Raw genomic sequence first — 21,254 nt, forward strand, 5'->3', positions numbered from 1 at the left:
AGCATTTTTGTAAGGAAGAGGTTTAGGATGGATCCTATTTTATATATCGAAGTTGGCGGGGTAATTTGGCAGGTATTTCCTGACGGTACTTGGCAGCTATTACCCGCTACGCAAGCGAAGGTCGATGGCGTGCAAGTGGTGAGTATTGAACCTCAAAACTTGGACCAGACTCAACCTCTGACAGAACCACAAATAGAAGCGGTAGAACAACAGTTGGAAAAGGTTGTGACACAGCTTGTAAACAACATTGAAAGCTCGCGAGAACAGCCGAGTGCTTCAAACGACCAACCTAGCGCTAGTGCCTCTTTTATTGCCTATGTCCGATCTACACTAGACGAAACCCTGGCAGAAGCCGGTTTTGATACTCGACCAACAGAATACTTTGAAGACGACGCAACATCGAATGAAGGCAACCTCGACATACTTTTACCGAGTGCCGCGTTAACCGTAGATATTTTAGATGGTGGTGATGGGTACGAAAATCAGTTCGAAGTGCCTTCGGTTACGATAACGGGTACTGCTGTTGATGTTCGAGACGGGCGTACCGTTCTGCTAACGATCACTGACATTAATGGTAATACGGTAACCACAACGGCAATCACAAGCGATGAAACTTATGTAGTAAACGGCGTTGATCTCTCTTCATTAACTGAGGGTGATCTCAAGGTCGATGCGGTGATTGCTGATGAGTTTGGCAATAGCATTGCAGCTAATGACTCAACAATCAAAGACACCCTAGCCACAATCGATGTCGATTTTGATGGTTTTGGTGATGAGTTTTACAACCAGTTCGAAATTGCCAACGGAGCGCTAGTCGGCACCGTTGCCAATGTTGAAGATGGTCAGACGATAAGCATTTCCATTACTGATAGCCAAGGCCTCACCCAAGAATACACAACGACTGTATCGGGTGGTACATGGACTCTCACCCTTCAAGACTATTCAAGTTTTGCGGAAGGGGAGCTGACGGTTGTTGCTAACACCATAGATATCGCCGGAAACCCAACCACAGCGACTGACACCATTGTCAAAGATACGCTTGCGAGTATTACTGCAAGTGTTGATGATGGCGGAGATGGTGTCCTCAACAGTTTCGAAATTCAATCCGCTAAATTTTTCGGTATCGTTCAAAATGTTGAGGATGGCCAAACGGTAAACATCCGTATTTCAGACAGCACCACCAACGTTATCGTGCTGACGGCAACGGTAGTCAATGGCGCTTGGTCTGTGGAAGGTGTGGATTTAACGAGTTTTGCTGACGGTAGTATTACCATCGAGGCTGATACTATTGACATAGCTGGTAACCCAGCTACTGCGGTAAATAGTACAGGGGTCATTGTCATTGATACCGTCTCGCCTGTTATTGATATTGATACGTTAGACGGCTTTAGCATTTTGGCCTTTCGTAGTAGCCAACTTACCACCATGCAGGGTACAACCAATGTTGCAGAAGGGCTCCCAGTTTACATTGAAGTAAGCGATGGGACTCAGACCCTAGTCTTTGAAGGGGTTGTTGATTCTTCGGGTAACTGGGTGGTAGAGAATATTGATATTTCTGCCCTAGATTCGTCTTCGGAATGGACGATCGACGCAAAAGTTTTCAATACAGTAGGCAACCAAGCCATCGATGATATGCCGACGATTATTCTTCCTGAGTCAGTGGTGTTTTCGGAAACTATTGTCGGGATCTTTGGAAGTGAAAGCCAGTCGTCAGATATACGGATTGATTTTGCAGATTTTTCATTTAGCGATGACCAAAATATAGCTGAGTCGTTAACATCTCAAGGTTTGTCAATAACGATTGCTGTATCAGGTGACAAACAAAGCCTAACGGGTACTCGAAGCGATGGGCAAGTAGTGTTCGATGCTGCTATCTCTGGTAATAACGTTAATATCACATTCTATAAGGCGATTGATCAGGAAGCGGGTTTAAATTCTATTCAAACGTCTTTGGTTATTGAAGGTTTGCAAACGGACTCAGATGGTACTACGGAGCTGGTCATCGGCCATTTGCCTATTGTCATTAAAGATTCTGAGCCGCTTATTTTTGATGAATCTTATCAAATGGTCGAGGGGGAAGTAGCATCTGGTAACGTTCTTAATAACGATATAGACCTAGATACTCAACTTACGATAAAAAGTGTTGAAGTTGATGGCATGACTAAGACGATTGTCGGTGGCTCTCCAGTTTCATTTACTACTAGCGAAGGTACTTTGACTGTATTTGCGAATGGTCATTGGAATTTTGTTGCTAATAGAAACCTTGATCATACGGTCAGCCAAAATATTACATTTAATTATGTCGCTGGGGATATCAGCAACGACTTTGGTAGTGGTACAGCTGTTATCAATATTATTGATGGTGCAGGTGGTCAAATTGTAGATGGTAGTACGACAACAATAGAAACAGATGTTGCAGAGGGTATTCAAACGGTAGTCGGTCAGTTCTCCGTCTTAGGAGGTTCTGATAACCCTGATCCAGACTCACTAGTTTTTGATATTAGTACTTTGAATCAACTTGATGCGCTGAATATAACTACGAGTGATATTCTGATACCGCTCTCTTACACCTTGTCAGTTGACGGTAAAGTGATTACAGCACAAGTTGGCGGCGAAACTATTTTTACGCTGACGCTAGCAGCAAGCGCGAGTGGTGATGATGTCTTGGCAGACGTTACCCTAGTGTTGAATAAACCGCTTAACCACGACTTTGTCCGAGATTCACTCACATTATCACTGAACGTTAAAGGGACTGATTTGGATGGCACCGCATTAACTGACGGCAATTTTAAATGGGTAGTCAAAGATGGGGGGAATCCTAGCTTAGATAGTGTGAGCAATGCTGCCGTTGATGAATCTGATCTCTCAAGTGGCGTCACATCAAGCACAGGTGTTTTCAGCCTCAATTTAGGTAGTGATTATGAGGGGGCACTCTTTTTCAATTTAGCAGATCAACCCTTGTTGTTTAGCGGAGGCGAACAGATTGTCTACACTATCTCGCCTAACGGAAACTTACTCACCGGTTACGTTGGTTCTGTAAGTGCAGAGAACGTTGCTTTTACGCTTAGCTTCCCTCAAACCGATAGCCAAGTTGACTCTAATGTCACCTACACATTTGTTCTAAACAAAGGCTTGGATCAAAGCTCTCCTACGGACCAAATTCCATTTGTTGTTACCGCTAGAGATGATGACAACGATGAAACCAAATTAACCCTGAATGTATCAGTGACTGATGGCGGCGAGCCCACGATTGGTTCTGGAATGGTTGAATTGAGTGAAATTCCTGTTGCTGATAGTACTCCATCGGGAGTTGGGTCAACAGCAAACGTGAGCTTAGCCGTTACCGCAGGTAATGACCCGCTGGTTTTCTTAGGTTTGGATGTGACCACGGGCCAAGCTGTTCTTGATAGCGATGGTTTAGCGGTAACCAGCAATGGTGAAGCGCTGACTTGGCGTGATAACGGCAATGGTACCTTTGATGCAGTTCTTGGTAATGGCGATGCTGTTTTCAGAATCAAACTACCAGATAGCTTCAGCCTTGAAGCCAATGGTTCAACAAGCGTTGATGTCGTTATTGAGCTGTATCAGTCCATTGATCATGGCTCTGGTTCTAAAGACACCGAGCTGACGATTCCAGCTTCTATCGTCACCATTGATTCCGATGGTTCGAGAGACACGCAAGAGTCTGATATTAAAATTTATGACGGTAAAGATCCTGAAATTTCGGTGACTGGAAGCATCTCAGTTGATGAAGATGGTTTGCTAGGCGATGGTCAGCAAGTTGGAGTCGAAGATAGCAGTCCTTCTTTAGGTATAATTGAAGGCTCCGATGATGTTGTTTCTGTCACGGTCAACACCGCTGCTTTTGATTCACTTGGCTACACCAGTGCCGGTAAAGCGATATCCCTTCAAGCTGTTGATTCTGATGGTTGGTATTATGGGCAAGACACTGACGGCAATAACGTATTTAGGATTCGCTTTAATACTGATGGGACCACTGAGTTTGATCTCTATGCACCACTAGATCACGCATATGGTAATAATGGTGAGAATAACTTAGCTCTTAATTTTGAGTTAGTGGTGAACGATGCGGATGGAGACAGCTCAGACCCTGCTATTTATTCTGTTAACGTAAAAGATGATGTGCCGACTGCTCGAGATGGTTCTATTGAAATGGTCGAGGGTGATAATCTTACTGGACAATTCTTAACCGAAGAGTTTGCAAGCGCCGACGGTGCAGAAATCATTAGCGTCACTTATCGTAATGTCACTTATACGTTTGATAGCGCAGGTACGCCAATCACGATCGAATTGATTAATGATTATGACAACGGGTCAATTTACGGCCAGTTTACGCTTTCACCTGATGGTAGTTACCAGCTCACTACGAATCCTAATGTAACGACTGATCCAAATGATCCAAAAATCGTTGATGACATTGATTACTTGGTCCGAGATGCCGATGGTGATGAAGTCGATAGTACTGCGACACTTGTCCTCGATGATAACGAAGGTTTTATTCGTTATGAAGATTCTGAAACCACAGAAGATAACGATGCGATTATTGTCGTCAGTGTCTCAACCGGTGATATTGACCAAAGTGAAACCGTTACCGCTATCGAGTTCTCCGAAGCATCATTAAATGGCGGTAGCTTGTATCTTAATGGGGTATTGCTTCAAGTTGTTGACGGCAAGGTCACCTTATCTGGAAGCCAGCTGACGATGATTGATAGTCAGTTTACGGGGCCGAACGGGCAGTTAACCTATCGCCCTGCGCTTCATGAATCTAATACAACGTCGACGGTTATTTTGGCAATCAATGCCATCATTAGTACCGACACGGTACCAAAAGAGCTTACCGCTGATATTACTGTTTCTGTTTTGCCTGTAGCTGACGCTCCAGATTGGTCTGATTCGGTTTTCACTTATCAATCTGTGGAAGATGACGTCGACCCTATCAGGCTTGATATTACCGCTCAACTCGTTGACCAAGATTCGTCGGAAACACTAACTTATACGATAAGTGGTATTCCTGATGGGCTAAATATCACCTTGAACGGAAATGCCGTTAAAGAGGGTAAGGAGTACACTCAGAATCAAATCGACAAAATGGAAATCAGAGCTGATGAAAACTTAGCGGGTCGATTTGAATTTGAAATTACTGCGATTGCCACTGAATCCGGAAACTCCTTCGCTGATCCGAACGATAAAACGGCTGATAATGTTCATACTGTTACCGTAGACATTTCACCTGACGCTGATACACCAATTTTATCTGTCAAAGATTATCAAGGTCTGGAAGATGAGAGTATTTTCCTGAAGAACGTAACCAGTGGTGCGCTGACGGATACTGACGGTTCTGAATCGTTAAGTTACCAAATCGAAGTACAAGACGGTTGGTCAATTCAAGGTGGGTTATTTGATCTGATTGGTCCTAACACTTATCTGGTATCTGCAGAAGCGATAGAGAACGGCACCGCTTATTTAATACCAAAAGAAGACATCAGTTCATTTACAGAAGACCTATACATTAAGGTAACGGCCGTCTCTTATGAATCGACTATTGACTCGCTAGCGCCTGTCAACGTTAAGGCGGTTAGCGACACTGAAACCATCAATATTTTCCTCAAAGGTGTGGTCGATGAGCCGATCGTTGTGGATGGGGGCAACGCGCACTGGGAATACGATAGCGATACTAAAGTTATCAGTAATCAATCTGTGCTTAACGAAGATGGTTTGATCCGACTGGATTTTGTGGTCCAAACTTCAGACGACGATGTATCAGAAGAGATTAACGTACTGCTTACCAACATCCCTGAAGGCACTTTGCTGGTGGATGCGTTGGGTCAGCCCGTATCGCTGACGATTGCGTACATTGATGATGTCACAGGACCAGTATTCCAAGTTTCTAACGCTCAACTGAATGACTTATACCTCAAGCCAGTACCTGATTTCAGTGGTGAATTGGAGCTCACAGTCATTGCTATCTCAACGGAACCTGATGGTGACTCGGGCGAGTTTCCGATGACCTTAAAGGTCGAGCTAGCACCTGTCGTTGATCAAGAAGATGGTCAAGTCGTTAACACTCAAGGCATCGAAGACAGCCAAATAGGTTTGAATCTAGAGCCATCTGTGAATCAAGATGTGGATGGCAGTGAGTCCTTGACGGGGTATGTCATTGATAGCCTTCCTGCTGATCTGACTCTCTATTTTGATGGTAGTGTGATTGAAGTGCCTGCTTCAGGTTTAGATTTAGAGAGTCTATTAGATAGCACAACGCCAACCCTTTCTGAGCTTTTAAACAGCGGCAGATTGTCGGTAACCGCAACCGAAGATTTGAGTGGCACATTCACAATACCCATTACCTATGAAGTGACGGACACCTCGCCAACAGGGGCAACGGATGTAAAAGACATTTCAGGCACAATCAGTGTCACCGTAGATGCGAGAGTTGAATTAGATACTCGTTTAGAGAGTTCCGGGCAAATATACATCAGTGATGATGGCTCTCCAGTTAATGTATCGGACGCGGTCACTTTTGTTGATGCTGATATCGATGGCTCTGAGTACTTAGACTACATCCTGATCGACGTGCCTGATGGCTATTCTTTGATTATCGATCACCCTAATGGTGCAGCTCAAGATGGCTCTGGTAACTGGATTATCTCGGCTAATGGGCTGACGAGTGATTCTATTCAAGAACTGGCTCAAGAAATCTTGAGTGGTATGACAATCTCTAGCCCGAATGATACGCCGGTTTTAGATATCGTTGTCCGAGCTCGTGTTATAGATGGCGAAGACTCGAAGTACATTAATACCTCATTTCAAATTCAGATCACTGGGCATGATGGCGGTGGAGGCTCTTGTGACCCTGTTGGACCACCTAGCCCAATTCAACCTGATGGTGAGATTAAGACTCCCGAAGGTGAAGATATCGACTTAACGGGCTTGCTAAATACCGATGTGGCGAGTGACCCTGACAATGAAATTTCTTTCTATATTCCAGCAGATTCACTGCCAGAAGGCGTAGAAATTTCTGGTGATGGTGTGATTGCAGAATACGACGCATCAGGTGAAATTGTGGGTTACTCGATTACTGCTGATGGCTTGTCAAAGTTAACCCTAACCGGATTGGATGAAGACTTTGCTGGTTGTATCGACTTTACGATAGAGACCATTGAGACCTCGCCATGTAACGGTCAGACCGTAACCACAGAACAGACAATTAGCATTCAAGTTCTGCCTGTTGTTGATGACATTACAGTGGAAGCTGACTCCACGACAATTCAAGAAGACACAGCGACAGACCTTAATCTTGAGCTTGTGTTAGGTGACAGTGTCGAAGACGGTCAGCTAATCACTGGTGAGGGTAATAGTGCGACTGGTAAAGAGACCGTTAACTCTTTGACCATCACGATATCAAACGGAGGAACTCTATCGGAGAGTCCTTCCGATACAGGTTTGTTGGTTGATAATGGTAACGGTACATGGACGGTTACAGACCCTAGCCGATTGAGTGATGTGTTAGTCACACCTCCTGAACATTATAGTGGCGAGATTACCCTGACTGTAACTGCCAACATTACCGATGAAGCGGATTGTGTCACTGAAACCGATACGCAAGATAAAACCACAGTGGTGACTATCACTGTTGAGCCAGTCGCGGATGAGGCTAATTTGGTCACACAAGACATTCTTGGTGATGAAGACACTTATATCTCATTGTCCTCACTCAGTGCAGAGCTGATTGACCAAGATGGCTCTGAAAATATGTCTTTGGCACTAAAAGGTGTGCCTGAAGGGGCTGTCGTTGCGATAAAAGTGGGGGACTCATATGAGTTGGTTCCAAATAACGGCGCAGATGGCGGCACGTTCAATGGCAACCCTACTTATGAGTGGCAATTAGATCCAAGCCAGTTGGCTAACTTAGTGATTATGCCGCCAAGAGATTTCAGTGGTGATATGGACCTTGTGCTTGAGGCCATCACTCAAGAAATCGGTACCACAGAAATTCGTTATACCGAATCTGAATTTACCGTAGGGGTGAATCCTATCGGTGACAAGGTGGAATTCTTCGACCTACCTGGACAGATGACGGGAAGTGAAGATGAAGGCATTGTTATTCCGCTTGATGCGAATAGTTTCGAGACCAACAGTGATGAATTCTTGTCAATTACGGTTACCGTAAACGGAACTTCAGATCCGAGTGGTTTGATTGGTTTGGATCGAATTCGCATTGGTTCTGAAACAAGCTCTTTCACTAATGTTGGCGGCATTATACAAGCTACGATCCTCGTTAAAGCAAGTTCCGTTGATGAGCTTGAGTTCTTTGCTGGAGACGCTTGGGGCAACCTCGATATTACGATCACAGGTCAAACGGTTGACCAAAATACGGTACTTGGTAATTTGGTCACAGATACTGGCGAACCAAGTTCACAAGATATGACTTTGATGATTACACCAGAGCCCGATGCTCCGTTGCTAAGCCTTGAATACCCATCAATTGTCGCTGAAGCAAGCGGCACGATTCCTCTTGGTTTAGACCTTTCTCTGGTTAACCCTGCCGATTCAGAAGAAGGTTTTATTACCATTTATGACATCCCAGCAGGTTTAACTTTCTCGCATGGTTCTATGGTTGATGGTCAGTATGTCGTGGAATTAGCGGATGTGCCTAATCTAGCGATTACCGGGGGCTATAACAGTGGTGATCAATTTGATCTAACGATTGAGCCATCAGCAGAAATTGGCAATAACCAAGCGGTTGGACTCCCACAAACCGTATCGGTTGAGTTTGTGGCTGAAGGTGACTCTACGATTACCGCAACAGATGACAATGATTTGCTAATTGGTGGTACAGGCTCGGATAGCTTTGTATTTGAATCTTCAGGTTTAGGCAGTGCAGATTCGCCGAGCTTCGATGTGGTTCAAGATTTTGATGCCTCACCAGACACGGATGCGATTGATTTGTCAGGAATCCTGGGTGGCTTAGGTATCGCGACGGGCATTGGTGCGACACAGTACCTCGATCTAGAAGAATCAACGGAAGGCGTAACGATTTCGATCAAGGCCAATGGAGACGATGACGTCCAACAAAATATCTTGCTCGCCGATGTGACGTATGACGATTTGTATCAGGGTGATAGCAGCAGTGCATTAGAAGCACAAATTTTACAAAAAATGATAGAAGACAATAATTTAACGCTGTAAGTTAGATGTACAGTCTATAAAAGGAAGTTTTAGATTGGTAGAACAAAAAGACAGCTGGCTAGGTTGTGTGGAGTGGTTATGCGAGCATTTTAATGTGCGTAGCCACCCGTCCAAAATAGTGTCTGGCCTACCTTTAGACCAAGGAAGGCTTAATGAGTCCCTTTTCCCAAGAGCGATTGAGAAATCAGGGTTGACTCTGAGTCATGTAAAAAAAGAGTTGCTGACTCAATGTCAGTTTCCGGTTGTTGCTGTGAAATCAGCGACAGGAGCTCCCGTAGTTGTTACGCAAGGCGCTGGTGATGACTTTGATGTTTTAGATTGTGAAACTGATTCTAGTCAGACTATCTCGTTAAAAGAGTTGGTCGCACAAGTCGAATCGTACGTTTGGCAAGTTGGTGCTCAAGCTCTCGACGATGCTCGTGTTCAATCTTACGAACGCAGTGATAGTAAATCAAATACGCGCTGGCTTTGGCGTGTGGTCAAAGAAGTGAAACCTTGGTACCGAGACCTGTTTATCGCTTCGTTCTTGATTAACGTATTGGCGCTAGTCGTTCCGCTGTTTACCATGAACGTATACGACCGTGTAGTACCCAACCAAGCGTTCAACACACTTTGGGTACTGGCCGCCGGCGTTGGTATCGTGGTTATTTTTGATTGGGTATTGAGAAGCTCACGAAGCTCTGTGACGGACATGGCAGGGCGCTATATAGACAATAAGCTGTCTTCCCAACTATTCTCAAAAGTCCTTGGAATGAAGCTCGAAAACCGACCGCAATCGGTAGGTGCATTCGCACGGCAGCTTCAAGACTTCGACAGCGTAAAAGATTTCTTTACTTCCATTTCTTTGGTGACGTTAGTCGACCTGCCATTCACCTTGCTGTTCCTTTTACTGATCGGGTGGCTTGGTGGTGCGATGATGTTTATTCCTGTCGCTATTATGTTGGTGCTTATCGTGCTCAGCATTGCCATGAAGGGCAAAGTAGAAAAAACGTTTGATGAAACTGCGCGTCTATCGACACAAAGACAAGCACAGCTGTTCGATTGTTTAACAACACTCCCTGATATCAAGCAGAACAACGCGGAAGGCATTACTCAAAAGCGTTGGGAGCAGACGATCTCGTCGCTATCTCAATGGCAGACTCAGTCTCGCCATTACTCCAACATCGTGACGCACTCCATTCAATCGAGTCAGCAGATTGTCACCATCACACTCATTATCTTCGGCGTGTATCAGATCTCCGAGGGCCTGCTCAGCATGGGTGGTTTAATTGCTGTCGTGATGTTGAGTGGCAGAGCCGCGAGTTCGGTTAATCAACTTTCTCTGCTTATGTTGAGGTTTCAGCAAACTCGTTCGGCGGTTGAAGGCTTGAACCAGATAATGGAGTTGCCTCAGGAAGAGTCGAAACATCAAGTGATAGACAAGGGTGACTTTGATGGTGGGGTGAGGCTTGATGAAGTGACCTTCTCTTATCCAGAGACGCAAAGCCCTGTATTGAAGGACATCTCACTGGAGATTAAACCGGGTGAGCGAGTGGGTGTGATTGGTGCGGCTGGTGCCGGCAAAACCACATTACTATCGATTGTTGCTCGCCAGTATCTACCCACGACAGGGCAAGCGTTCTATCAAGAAATTGATGGACAGCTTTGGCCGACCAGTGTCTTACGAAGTGGTATGGGCTGGGTAGGACAAAATACCAACCTTATCTTTGGTAGCGTATACGACAACGTCACCCTAGGCGCGACCAACGTTGACGAAGAGAAGTTAAGACTTGCACTGCAGCAATCGGGTTTGAATGGCTATATGGGACGTTTAAGTAATGGCTTAGAAACGCCAGTGGGCGAAGGCGGTCGATTGCTCTCAGGTGGTCAGCGTCAAGCTGTCGCGATTGCAAGAGCCCTTTACCGCTGTCCAAAACTTTTGATCATGGATGAACCAACCAGCGCGCTAGATAACCAAGCTGAAATACAGTTCTTCAATGCACTGCAAAGCATGCCGAGAGAAACGTCTATGCTGATCAGCTCGCACAAATCTTCCTTCTTGATGATGTGTGACCGCGTGATTGTGTTAGATAAAGGACAGATAGTCGCGGAAGGTGAGCCCAAAGATATTTTATCTCTGCAGAAGAGAAGCGTACCCAAAGGAGCGAGCCGCTTTAAGACGGTTTCAGTGGTGAAAGGAGGTCGTCATGAGTAACGATATTCAATGGACCAATAACCACTTAGCATTTCGTTCACGTAAGTTGATTTGGTTAAGCGCACTGTTGATCGTGTCGATTATCGGCTGGGCGACGTGGGCAACTCTCGAAGAAGTGGTGATTGGTGAGGGCAAAGTGGTGCCTAGCCTTTCGGTACAAACGATTCAGAGTTTAGAGGGGGGCTTGGTTCAAGAGATCATGGTGCGACAAGGTCAATCTGTGGTGAAAGGCCAGCCTCTGGCGAAATTAGAAGACACGCGTTTTAAGGCTGCATTTTTAGAGTCGGCTCAACAAGCGGATACTTTGCTTGCTCAACAGTTAAGGTTAAGAGCCGAACTCTCGACCGTGGTGTTAAACAACGATGCTAAAGAGTGGTATGAGCGAGTGGTATTGGCGCCACAAGACATTGTTGTCGATGTATCAAGCCACCCTGCATTAATGAACGCCAAAGCGAACTATCTTGAGCGTTTAGGGCAATTAAAGTCGGAACTGGAAGAGGCGGCACTACGTATCGAGCAACAAGCTCAGGCTCGTGTTGATACCCTGAATAATATTCAGACTCTTGAGAGCAGCTTAGATATCGTGATTCGAGAGCGCAACATGCTCAAAGATGTGGTGGCCAGCGGTGCGGTTGCAGAAGTTGAGTTATTAAAACTGAATCGTGACGTTGTAAAGCTTAAAGGTGATATTGCGAGCTCAAGAGTGGCAGCTCAGAAACAGATGGCGGCGTATTCGGAATCTATTGCCGATCACCGCAGCATTGCATTGGATTTTAGAACTAAGGTGCAAGGTCAGCTCAACGAAGTAACCAGCAAAATCGCGCAGCTAAACGAAAGCCAACAGGCAATCGCAGACCAACTGAAACGAACGGAAATCGTAGCGCCTGTCGATGGCACGGTGAAAGAGATCTTTGTTCGCACTATCGGTGGTGTTGTCCGCCCTGGTGAGCCGATTATTGAGCTGATCCCATCCAACAGTCAGCTGATTGTGGAAGCTAAGATCTCTCCTCAAGATATTGCCTTTGTTCACAAAGGGTTAGACGCCACCATTAAGTTTTCGGCTTACGATTTTGTGATTTATGGCGGGCTAAAAGGCGAGGTGACCTACGTGAGCGCCGATGCCTTGCAAACTGAAGACGGCAACGCATATTACCGAGCCCATATTCAATTAAACGAAGACCAGCAACAAAACTCTGCCTTTAGCATTATCCCAGGGATGCAAGTGGCGGTTGATATCTTAACCGGTGAAAAAACAGTATTGAGTTATTGGTTAAAACCTATTTTACGAGCTAAGGAAAACTCACTTCGCGAGCGATGAAGTGCGTCAGCATAAATATAAAAGGAAGTGTAATGCATTCAAAATTCTTACTCTCTTCTTGCTTACTAATGAGCGGGCTTTCTCAAGCTGCCTCATTAGAAGAATCGGTGGCATTTGCCATTGACTATAGTCCAGAGATATTGGCGCAGTACTCCAGATACCAATCGGTAATACGAGACGGAGATGCGGCGAGTGGCTTGTATATGCCACAAGTCAATTTATATGCAGCAGCGGGTTATGAAGAGACTCGCTATAACAGCGGCAGCAAGCTTGATACCGACGACCGAGGCCTAACACGAACAGAAATTGGCGTTAAAGTCTCTCAGCTACTATTCGATGGTTTCAAAACGACTTCGAATGTCGACCGTTTAACTTATGAAGCGGAAGCGGAGCGTTTAACGCTGATTTCTCGTGCTGAAAATGTGTCACTGGATGTAGTGCGAAACTACCTTGATATTCTGAAAGCAGAGACGCTTTTGGAGCTTTCTAAACGTAACGTGAAAGAGCACCAAGAGATCTATCAAGATATCCAGGATAAAAAGAGCAAAGGTTTAAGTAGTAATTCAGACTTAGCTCAGATCTCGGCTCGTGTCGCGACGGCACAATCTTCATTGATCGCGGCTCAAAACAATCTGTTTGATTTGCAGACCCAGTACCTACGTTTAGTGGGCAAGCCTGCGGTGAACTTGGTGTATCCACGTTTTGATTACGCTCTGTTACCAAGTTCTGCTGAAGTTGCTCTTGAACAGGCTGTCGAGAATCACCCGGAAATCAAAGCCTCTTTGCTTGATATTGATGCGGCTCGTAAAGAGATGCGCCGCGAGAAAGGGGATTACTACCCAGAACTAAAACTCGAGCTTCATGCGAACAAGAATGACAACGTGTCTAACCCACCAGGTGGTGTCGACGAAGATGCGCGAATCATGCTGACCATGGATTACGATCTGTTTAATGGTTTTTCTACAGATTCACGTGTCGAATCATCAGCGTGGCGCGTAGAAGAGGCTAGAGCGATTCGAGTCAGAACTGAACGCGAAGTGAAAGAGGGGACTCAACTCGCTTGGAATGCTTACAAAATGCTCGAACAGCAAAAGTCTTTGCTTCAACAGAACGTCGATGCTGCCAAAATAGCCGAGCTAGGTTATATCCAGCAATTTAATGTCGGCAGACGAAGCCTACTGGATGTTCTCGATGCCAAGGTCGAGGTTTTCTTAGCTCGACGAAATTTCATCAGCACTGAATACGATCAGACATTAGCGGCATACCGAGTATTGAATGCGATGGGTATGTTGACCTACGCATTGAGGGTTGAACACCCAGAAGAGTGGCAAGGGGAGAACAAGTAATGAAACATTTTAAACTCGCACTACTTAGTTCTATTTTGTTGATGGGCTGTGCAGAAACGCCAGACACCACCATGACTCGCCACCAAATTGATGATTTAGCGGATAACGACCGTGATGGTGTCATCAACCAACGAGACCTGTGTGCAGACACACCTGAAGGCGTAACCGTTGATATCAAAGGCTGTGCTAACTGGAAGATCGTAGAAGACGTTGAAGTGCTCAGCGTGGCATTTGATTTCGATAAGCACGACCTTAAACCAGAGCATACAGCGGTGTTGAATGAGCTAGTTCGTTTGCTTGGTGAGCAACCGGACGCTTCAGTAACCTTGGTGGGTGATACCAGCTCAGAGGGTACCAACACTTACAACAAGGCATTGGCTAAGAAAAGAACGGGCGTTATCCGAGACGCACTGATCGACCGCGGAATCGATAGCAAGCGTATCTTTGAGCAAGAATTTACGCAGATTACCAGCCTAACTCAGCATCTTCACAAGCGTAAACGTAGAACCATTGCTGTGTTAAAAACCGAGAGTATGGAAGTGAATCCATCTTGGAATATTTTCACCTCAGAGATGCAGCTAGATAGTAACAGTGACGTTGAATCTAAGATAATGATTGACCCGGAAGGAGGCCAGTAATGAAGAGTCTATCGAATAAATCTGGCTTACTGCTTGCCACTATACCGGTCCTTTTCTCACCAGTAATATTAGCGAATGACGTCACTGAGATCGGCTTAGTCGCTATTGAGCCTAATATGGAAGCCTTGGTTGAAGACTTGCTTAAGAGTCAAGAGATCGACTTGGAGCTTTTGTTGAGTGACAGCGTGGCAGAACAAATGATCATGCAGCGTTCGCGTGTGGGTATTACTTCGAAAAAGTGGACCGACAAAGAGATGGCAAGGTTTGACATGCGCTATGGCTATAGACCGACAGAGCTTATGTTTACTGCCGATGTGATTGCGATTCTGGCCAATGAGGATAACCCTGCTACATCCATTACGGTTGCTGAACTTATCGATGTGTTTGGATGCTCGAATGATCCTAAGCACCCTAAATGGTCGTCAAGTAGTGATGCTCGCAACGGCGAAAGCCTCGACACTCATATGTTGCCTTTCGCCATTGACCATAACTTGAAAGGCCATACCACCTTTTCGAGTTGGGTTGAGTGCGGAACCGATGGAGAATATGCACATACTCAATTCCTATCGGACTTGCCGCATCTTATAAACAAGATTGAAGACGAAGAGGCGGCGATTGGTTACACCGTATACTCAGATCAAATCTCTGATGTGAAATGGCTAAGTGTTGTCGATAACTTAGGGGTAAATTACGACCTTAACAAAGAGACCATCCTCTCTGGGCGTTACCCATTAGCGACTGTGTACTATATGTATTTGAACATCCCGGCTCACCGCAAAGGGTTTACTGAACAAGAGAAATTCTTTATTGACCTAACCCTTTCAGAAGCTCATCAAGGCGTGTTGAACCAATACGGTTTCATTAGTTTGCCGCCAGAAGCTATTCAACGTAACAAAGTGAGATTGTCGCTTGAAGAGCCTGTTATTGAAGGTGGATATAAATAATTGGTACGATATGTTGTAACTATCGTGGGAGAGTGATATTCTCTCTTTCGTAATGGTTCTCAACGTGACGGATTACGTTATTCGGTGATGAGTTTATCTAGCGGGCATGTATGCCCGTTTTTTTTCGCCTAAAATTTGCGACTCAACAGGTTGCTGGTTGATTGGTCACGTATAATGAGTCACGTCTAGTGATTTGAATAAGCAACATTAATGAAAAGTCTTTCTGCCCTCACCATACTCTTAGCTCTCAATATATTGTCTTTCTCTGTATACGCGAGTGAAAGCTGGTGGCTGCGAACCGTGTTTAACACGAGTCCCTCTCAGCCTAGTTCCCAGCACTATATTAACGACATAGATTTAATGGATTGTGGTGAAGTCGAAGGCACTCAGTTGTGCAGTGACCTAACGCAGTACTACGATCTTGATGTGTATGTAGAGTTGGACTTAAGAGAATTAAGTGTCGAAGCCGTTCGTTTCACCCTGCCATATTCCAAATTAAGTTATACCAAACTTCAAGCTTACCTACGCCAAGATGGTTTTGCGCTCAGTTCAATTCGTATTGGGGAAGATGAGTTCGATGTTGTGAGCCAACTTGAGCAGGCAGAAAGGGAAGGAGTAAGTGCTGACATCGTGGACAAGCGGTTGATCGAGTTTATGAATGGTTCGCACAACTCTTCGGAGCAAATAAGCCGGTGGAATGTCCCTAATGTTGAATCACCTTGGGTTGAGGTCATTAGCGATGGTGCGAGTCTGACCGTGGAACTTAATCGCTTTTAATCACTCAAATTTATAGAAAGTGTTATTTTTCATTCGAGTAAACCACCTTTTTCGTAGAACGCCTGAGAGCCAGACAGCAAGCTATTATTGATTTGAGTGTTGGTTTTTCTGTTGCTCTCACAGTTTTAGCAAGCGTTTACCTTTGCCATTTGTTAAACGTTGAGCCCTCGGTAAAACGAGCATAGGATACGCTCAGTATTGATAAAGGAGACAACCCATGGTTGCAAAAGTAACGATAGCGCCACAAGGCCCAGAACTTTCTGAGTTGGTGCAAGGATACTGGCGTACAGCAGAGTGGGGCATGACCCCGCAACAACGCCTGACTTTCCTGAAGCAACATATTGATCTTGGTATCAAAACGGTTGATCACGCGGATATTTACGGTAACTACCAATGTGAAAAGTTATTTGGTGAGGCATTGGCGCTTGAACCAAGCCTTCGTGATGATATTCAAATCGTCACCAAGTGCGATATTAACCTATGTGGTGACCACACTCCTGATCGTAAGATCAATCACTATGACACCAGCGCGCAGCATATTTACCAATCAGTAAATAACTCGCTAGAGCGTTTAGGTGTTAACGATATCGACGTATTGTTGATTCACCGCCCAGACGTATTGATGGATGCAGATGAAGTAGCAGAAGCGTTCGCAGAGCTACACAAAGTAGGTAAAGTTAAGCACTTCGGTGTTTCTAACTTTTCACCGCGTCAGTTCGAACTTCTTCAATCTCGCCTTGGTAAGCCGTTAGTGACCAACCAAGTTGAAATCAACCCATTGAATTTCGACGTTGCCCATGATGGCACGCTAGATCAACTGCAGATGAACCGCACTCGCCCGATGGCGTGGTCTTGTCTTGGTGGTGGTAGCATCTTTAGTGGTGACTCAGCACAAGCGGTTCGCGTTCGTGATGAGCTAGAAGCGATTCGTCAAGAAGTGGGTGCAGACAGCATTGACCAAGTGATTTACGCTTGGGTTCGTCGTTTACCATCGAATCCGATCGCGATTATTGGTTCAGGTAAGATTGAGCGCGTTAAGACTGCAGTTGATGCACTGAAAATCGAACTGACCCGCGAACAATGGTATCGCGTGTGGGTAGCTTCTAAAGGCCACGGTGTGCCATAGAAAGCAATTCGTATAGAAGTCAAAGCCAGCTATGTAAGCTGGCTTTTTTGTGTTCGCCCGACCTATTTCTTCAAAACTGTGATTAAGGTGGAATAATTTTCAAAAACACTCATAATGCACTCTGTTTTTCACCAGTTGGATATTTCCATTGAGCACTTCAAAATTCTCTTCAATCGCCCTTAAACCTGAGCTTCTGCATACGTTGGATTCTCTTGGTTATACTGAAATGACGCCGATCCAAGCGTTAAGTCTTCCTACTATCCTAAATGGCAAGGACGTTATCGGTCAGGGTAAAACGGGTTCAGGTAAAACAGCTGCTTTTGGTTTAGGCGTGCTACAAAACCTGCGCGTTAAGCGTTTCCGTGTTCAGTCTTTAGTGTTATGTCCGACTCGTGAACTGGCAGACCAAGTAGCAAAAGAGATTCGCACTCTTGCTCGTGGCATTCACAATATTAAAGTGCTGACACTATGTGGTGGTATGCCAATGGGGCCACAGATTGGTTCACTAGAGCATGGCGCGCACATTCTTGTAGGTACTCCTGGTCGCATTCTTGATCACCTAGAGAAAGGCCGCATTGACTTGTCTGAGCTGAACACGCTTGTGTTAGATGAAGCGGACCGCATGCTAGAGATGGGCTTCCAAGACGCGTTGGATGCAGTTATCGATGCAGCACCAAAAGAACGTCAAACTCTGCTATTCAGTGCGACTTTCCCTAAACAGATCAAATCTGTTGCAGACCGCATCATGCGCAACCCTGAAATGGTGAAGGTTGAATCAACACACGATCACTCAAGCATCCAACAACACTTCTACAAGTTAGAAGGTTCTGAAGCTCGTGATGACGCTCTAGAGTTGCTGTTACTTCATCACCAACCAGAATCTGCGGTTGTGTTCTGTAACACTAAGAAAGAAGTACAGAACGTAACTGACGAACTTAGCCACCGTGGCTTCAGTGTTATCGAGCTGCATGGCGACATGGAACAGCGTGAACGTGACCAAGCTTTGGTCCAGTTCTCAAACAAAACCATCTCGATTCTAGTGGCGACAGATGTTGCGGCTCGTGGTCTAGATGTTGATAACCTAGACGCAGTATTCAACTTCGAGTTATCTCGCGACCCTGAAGTTCACGTACACCGAATTGGTCGTACAGGTCGTGCTGGTAGCAAAGGCGTCGCTATTAGTTTCTTTAGCGAAAAAGAGATGTACCGTGTTGCTCAAATTGATGAGTACATGGACATGCCGATTGAGCCATCTGAGTTACCGGCAAAACCAATTGCTAAGCCTTACTACTCAAACATGGTAACCATCCAGATTGATGGTGGTAAGAAAGCTAAACTTCGTGCGGGTGATATTCTTGGTGCATTGACTGGTCAAGGTGGTATCGATGGTAAATCAGTAGGTAAGATCAACTTGTTTGCAATGCGTGCTTACGTTGCTGTAGAACGCTCTGTCGCTAAAAAAGCACTGAACAAGATCGAATCAGGTAAAATGAAGGGGCGTCAATTCCGCGCCCGAATTCTGAAGTAATTCGAGATTCTAGCCCTTTACTGTCACGTTAAGCGCGGTGCAGTAAAGGGTCTTTCACAATGGGTTGGTCTATTGACCCATTATATAAGACGATTAACCAACTCTCTATTCATCAGGTCTTATCGAATAAAGGTCATTCAGATGTTTCCCTTCGTTAAGATACCAAGTCATCGCTTCTTGTCGGTTGCTTGCTAATATTGTGATGGTGGTTACTTTCCCATCGTCAAAATAGCAAAGCTCGTATTCCAACGAGCTGGTATTCTCAGGAATAGCGGCCATAGCGTGCCTCCCAAATACTGATCATTCAATACTCATTCAACCTAAACAAAAATATTGACTGTTTGTACTAGGTTGCGAGTAATAAAAGCTGAATCTCATCACTACTATTAATATATTTTATTTTAATCATTTGCCGAAATTACTTATTTGGCAAGGCTAAGTCTCAAATTATCTCAAAGTTTTACGAGAACTTGCTTTTATAGCTAATGTTATAAGGTCAAGATTAAATCTATCAGTTCGCTTGTGTTTGCTGATGAGTAATAGGCTGTGAGAGGGTGTAATGAGAAAATGGCGTTGGTTACTTCTATTGGGTTGTTTCCTATTTGTCGGATGCGGAACCAAATTCGCATATAACAATATCAGCTGGTTTGCGGTGAGCTATATAGAAGACTTTGTTTCGTTATCCAATAGCCAAGAGTCTGAGTTAGAAGCGCGCTTAGATTCATTGCAAGCATGGCATAAAGAAACTCAGCTACCACTTTATATTGAACAGATAGAAGTGCTGCAAAGTATTAATCGTTCAGAGTTGAGCCCCGCTTTTATTGTTGAACAAAGTGAGCAAATAAAAAATCACATTCGAACCATCGTTAATAAATTCTCTCCTGACATTTACGCGTTAAGTATGCAACTTAACCCTAAACAAGATATCGAATTCTTAAAGAACTTTAGAAAAAAGCAGCAGGAGTTTTACGAAGACAGATTGTCTTTGAATGATGATGATTCTAGAGAGCGATATCGCGAGCGAATAGAGGAACGACTAGAGCGATGGTTAGGATCGGTATCAAAAGAACAACAACAGATCATTGTGACTTGGTCTCAAGAGTGGATAAATACCAATAATAGCTGGCGAGAGTACCAAAATAATACTTATCAAGATCTCACTCTACTGATGGAAAAGAAGAGTGACTTGCACATCTCTCAGCCGATTATTATGAAGTTGCTTTTGAACAATGAGTCTTATTACCCTGACGGTTTGGAATCTCAACTTAACAAGAATATGCAGATATCCGCCAAGTTTTTAGTGGGTATCGCAGCGGTAAGTAGTGATAAGCAATGGTCTTATTTCATGAATGAATTAGAGAGCCTTGAGTCAACATTGATTACCTTGCAAGAGTAGGGCGCAAGTAAGCCTTGCCAATAAAAGAAAAGGCTACTCTAGAAATATAGAGCAGCCTTTACTTATTCTAATTATTGCGAATGTACTTAACCTCGGTTGCTCATCAGGAGCTTTGGAATTGCACCTTTGGCTGTCTTCGATATTTTCTGCATCAACTGGAAGCTAGGTTGATATATACCGTGGTCACTCTGCAGCTCATCAATCATTAATAACCATAGTCTTGCTGTCATCTCTGAATCGGCTAACGCTCTGTGGAAAGTACCATCGTTGTCGATACTCTTGAAACGCACAAGGTCACCTAACTTATGAGTTGGTGCGTCTTGGATAAGGCGGCGAGCGATCAGCATTGAGCATGCAAATTGTCCATTGTAATCGCGACCAATATTATCTAACTCTGCATCAAGAAAGCGCTTATCAAATGAGGCATTATGAGCGACTAATTGGCTGTCTTGAATGAAGTCCGCAAATTCATCCATCACTTCTCCACAGCTAGCAGCAGTGCTTAACATGCGATTAGTGATTCCGGTATAGCTTTCAATAAACCCGCTCACGCGAAATCCTGGGTTCATCAGTTGTTGAAAGGTGTCGACCACTTCGCCATTAACGAGTTTCACGGCACCAATTTCTATCGCTCGATCGCCCATATTTGGGGACAAGCCAGTGGTTTCGAAATCGAGAACGATAACGGAGTCTGCGGAGTGTGGAGCCATGGTGTTTCCTAATAACTGTTTATCTGTATCGCTTTATATAAGCGTTGGTATTGCCATCGGTGTAGCCAGC

At 44.8% G+C, this 21,254-nt stretch carries 12 protein-coding genes; 10 read left to right on the forward strand and 2 right to left on the reverse strand.

Annotation, left to right across the window (positions count from 1 at the left end; translation table 11 throughout):
• Positions 1 to 27: 27 nt before the first annotated feature.
• The 9 genes from F0232_RS01160 to dbpA all read left to right on the forward strand — a co-directional run bounded on the left by F0232_RS01160 (position 28) and on the right by dbpA (position 19,078).
• Complete coding sequence (locus tag F0232_RS01160; RefSeq protein ID WP_105058397.1) at positions 28 to 9,207, forward strand: RTX toxin; 9,180 nt, start codon at positions 28 to 30, stop codon at positions 9,205 to 9,207.
• A 34-nt stretch (positions 9,208 to 9,241) separates the two neighbouring features.
• Positions 9,242 to 11,401, forward strand: coding sequence for a type I secretion system permease/ATPase (locus F0232_RS01165; protein WP_105058396.1), 2,160 nt, complete (start codon positions 9,242 to 9,244; stop codon positions 11,399 to 11,401).
• A complete protein-coding gene (locus F0232_RS01170) occupies positions 11,394 to 12,719 on the forward strand; it encodes an HlyD family type I secretion periplasmic adaptor subunit (RefSeq protein WP_105058395.1) in 1,326 nt (441 codons plus the stop codon). The genes F0232_RS01165 and F0232_RS01170 overlap by 8 nt, the downstream gene beginning before the upstream one ends.
• Before the next feature lie 32 nt (positions 12,720 to 12,751).
• Entirely contained in the window at positions 12,752 to 14,065 is a 1,314-nt protein-coding gene (locus F0232_RS01175) for a TolC family outer membrane protein (RefSeq protein ID WP_105058394.1), read from the forward strand.
• On the forward strand, positions 14,065 to 14,703 hold the full coding sequence (locus F0232_RS01180; RefSeq protein WP_017068397.1) for an OmpA family protein: 639 nt from the start codon (positions 14,065 to 14,067) through the stop codon (positions 14,701 to 14,703). The genes F0232_RS01175 and F0232_RS01180 overlap by 1 nt, the downstream gene beginning before the upstream one ends.
• Positions 14,703 to 15,647 carry a PstS family phosphate ABC transporter substrate-binding protein gene (locus tag F0232_RS01185; RefSeq protein ID WP_105058393.1) on the forward strand — a complete coding sequence of 315 codons (945 nt, stop codon included), beginning with the start codon at positions 14,703 to 14,705 and terminating at the stop codon, positions 15,645 to 15,647. Before F0232_RS01180 ends, F0232_RS01185 begins: the two co-directional genes overlap by 1 nt.
• A gap of 210 nt (positions 15,648 to 15,857) precedes the next feature.
• The gene (locus F0232_RS01190; RefSeq protein ID WP_061032244.1) at positions 15,858 to 16,424 is read left to right on the forward strand and encodes a hypothetical protein; all 567 of its coding nucleotides are present in this window, start codon (positions 15,858 to 15,860) and stop codon (positions 16,422 to 16,424) included.
• A gap of 217 nt (positions 16,425 to 16,641) precedes the next feature.
• On the forward strand, positions 16,642 to 17,550 hold the full coding sequence (locus F0232_RS01195) for an aldo/keto reductase family oxidoreductase (protein ID WP_105058392.1): 909 nt from the start codon (positions 16,642 to 16,644) through the stop codon (positions 17,548 to 17,550).
• Positions 17,551 to 17,698: 148 nt separating this feature from the next.
• The gene (gene dbpA / locus F0232_RS01200) at positions 17,699 to 19,078 is read left to right on the forward strand and encodes an ATP-dependent RNA helicase DbpA (protein WP_008215605.1); all 1,380 of its coding nucleotides are present in this window, start codon (positions 17,699 to 17,701) and stop codon (positions 19,076 to 19,078) included.
• 105 nt (positions 19,079 to 19,183) lie between these two features.
• On the opposite strand, the gene F0232_RS01205 is transcribed toward dbpA, so the two are convergent.
• Complete coding sequence (locus F0232_RS01205) at positions 19,184 to 19,357, reverse strand: hypothetical protein (RefSeq protein ID WP_061032245.1); 174 nt, start codon at positions 19,355 to 19,357, stop codon at positions 19,184 to 19,186.
• A 280-nt stretch (positions 19,358 to 19,637) separates the two neighbouring features.
• Between F0232_RS01205 and F0232_RS01210 the strand changes: the two genes are divergently transcribed.
• On the forward strand, positions 19,638 to 20,474 hold the full coding sequence (locus F0232_RS01210) for a DUF6279 family lipoprotein (protein ID WP_105058391.1): 837 nt from the start codon (positions 19,638 to 19,640) through the stop codon (positions 20,472 to 20,474).
• A gap of 86 nt (positions 20,475 to 20,560) precedes the next feature.
• Here the strand turns inward: F0232_RS01210 and F0232_RS01215 are convergent, their stop codons facing one another.
• Positions 20,561 to 21,184, reverse strand: coding sequence for a PolC-type DNA polymerase III (locus tag F0232_RS01215; protein ID WP_105058390.1), 624 nt, complete (start codon positions 21,182 to 21,184; stop codon positions 20,561 to 20,563).
• Between the last annotated feature and the right edge of the window lie 70 nt (positions 21,185 to 21,254).

The sequence above is a fragment of the Vibrio sp. T3Y01 genome, assembly GCF_013114525.1.
Classification (GTDB): domain Bacteria; phylum Pseudomonadota; class Gammaproteobacteria; order Enterobacterales; family Vibrionaceae; genus Vibrio; species Vibrio chagasii_B.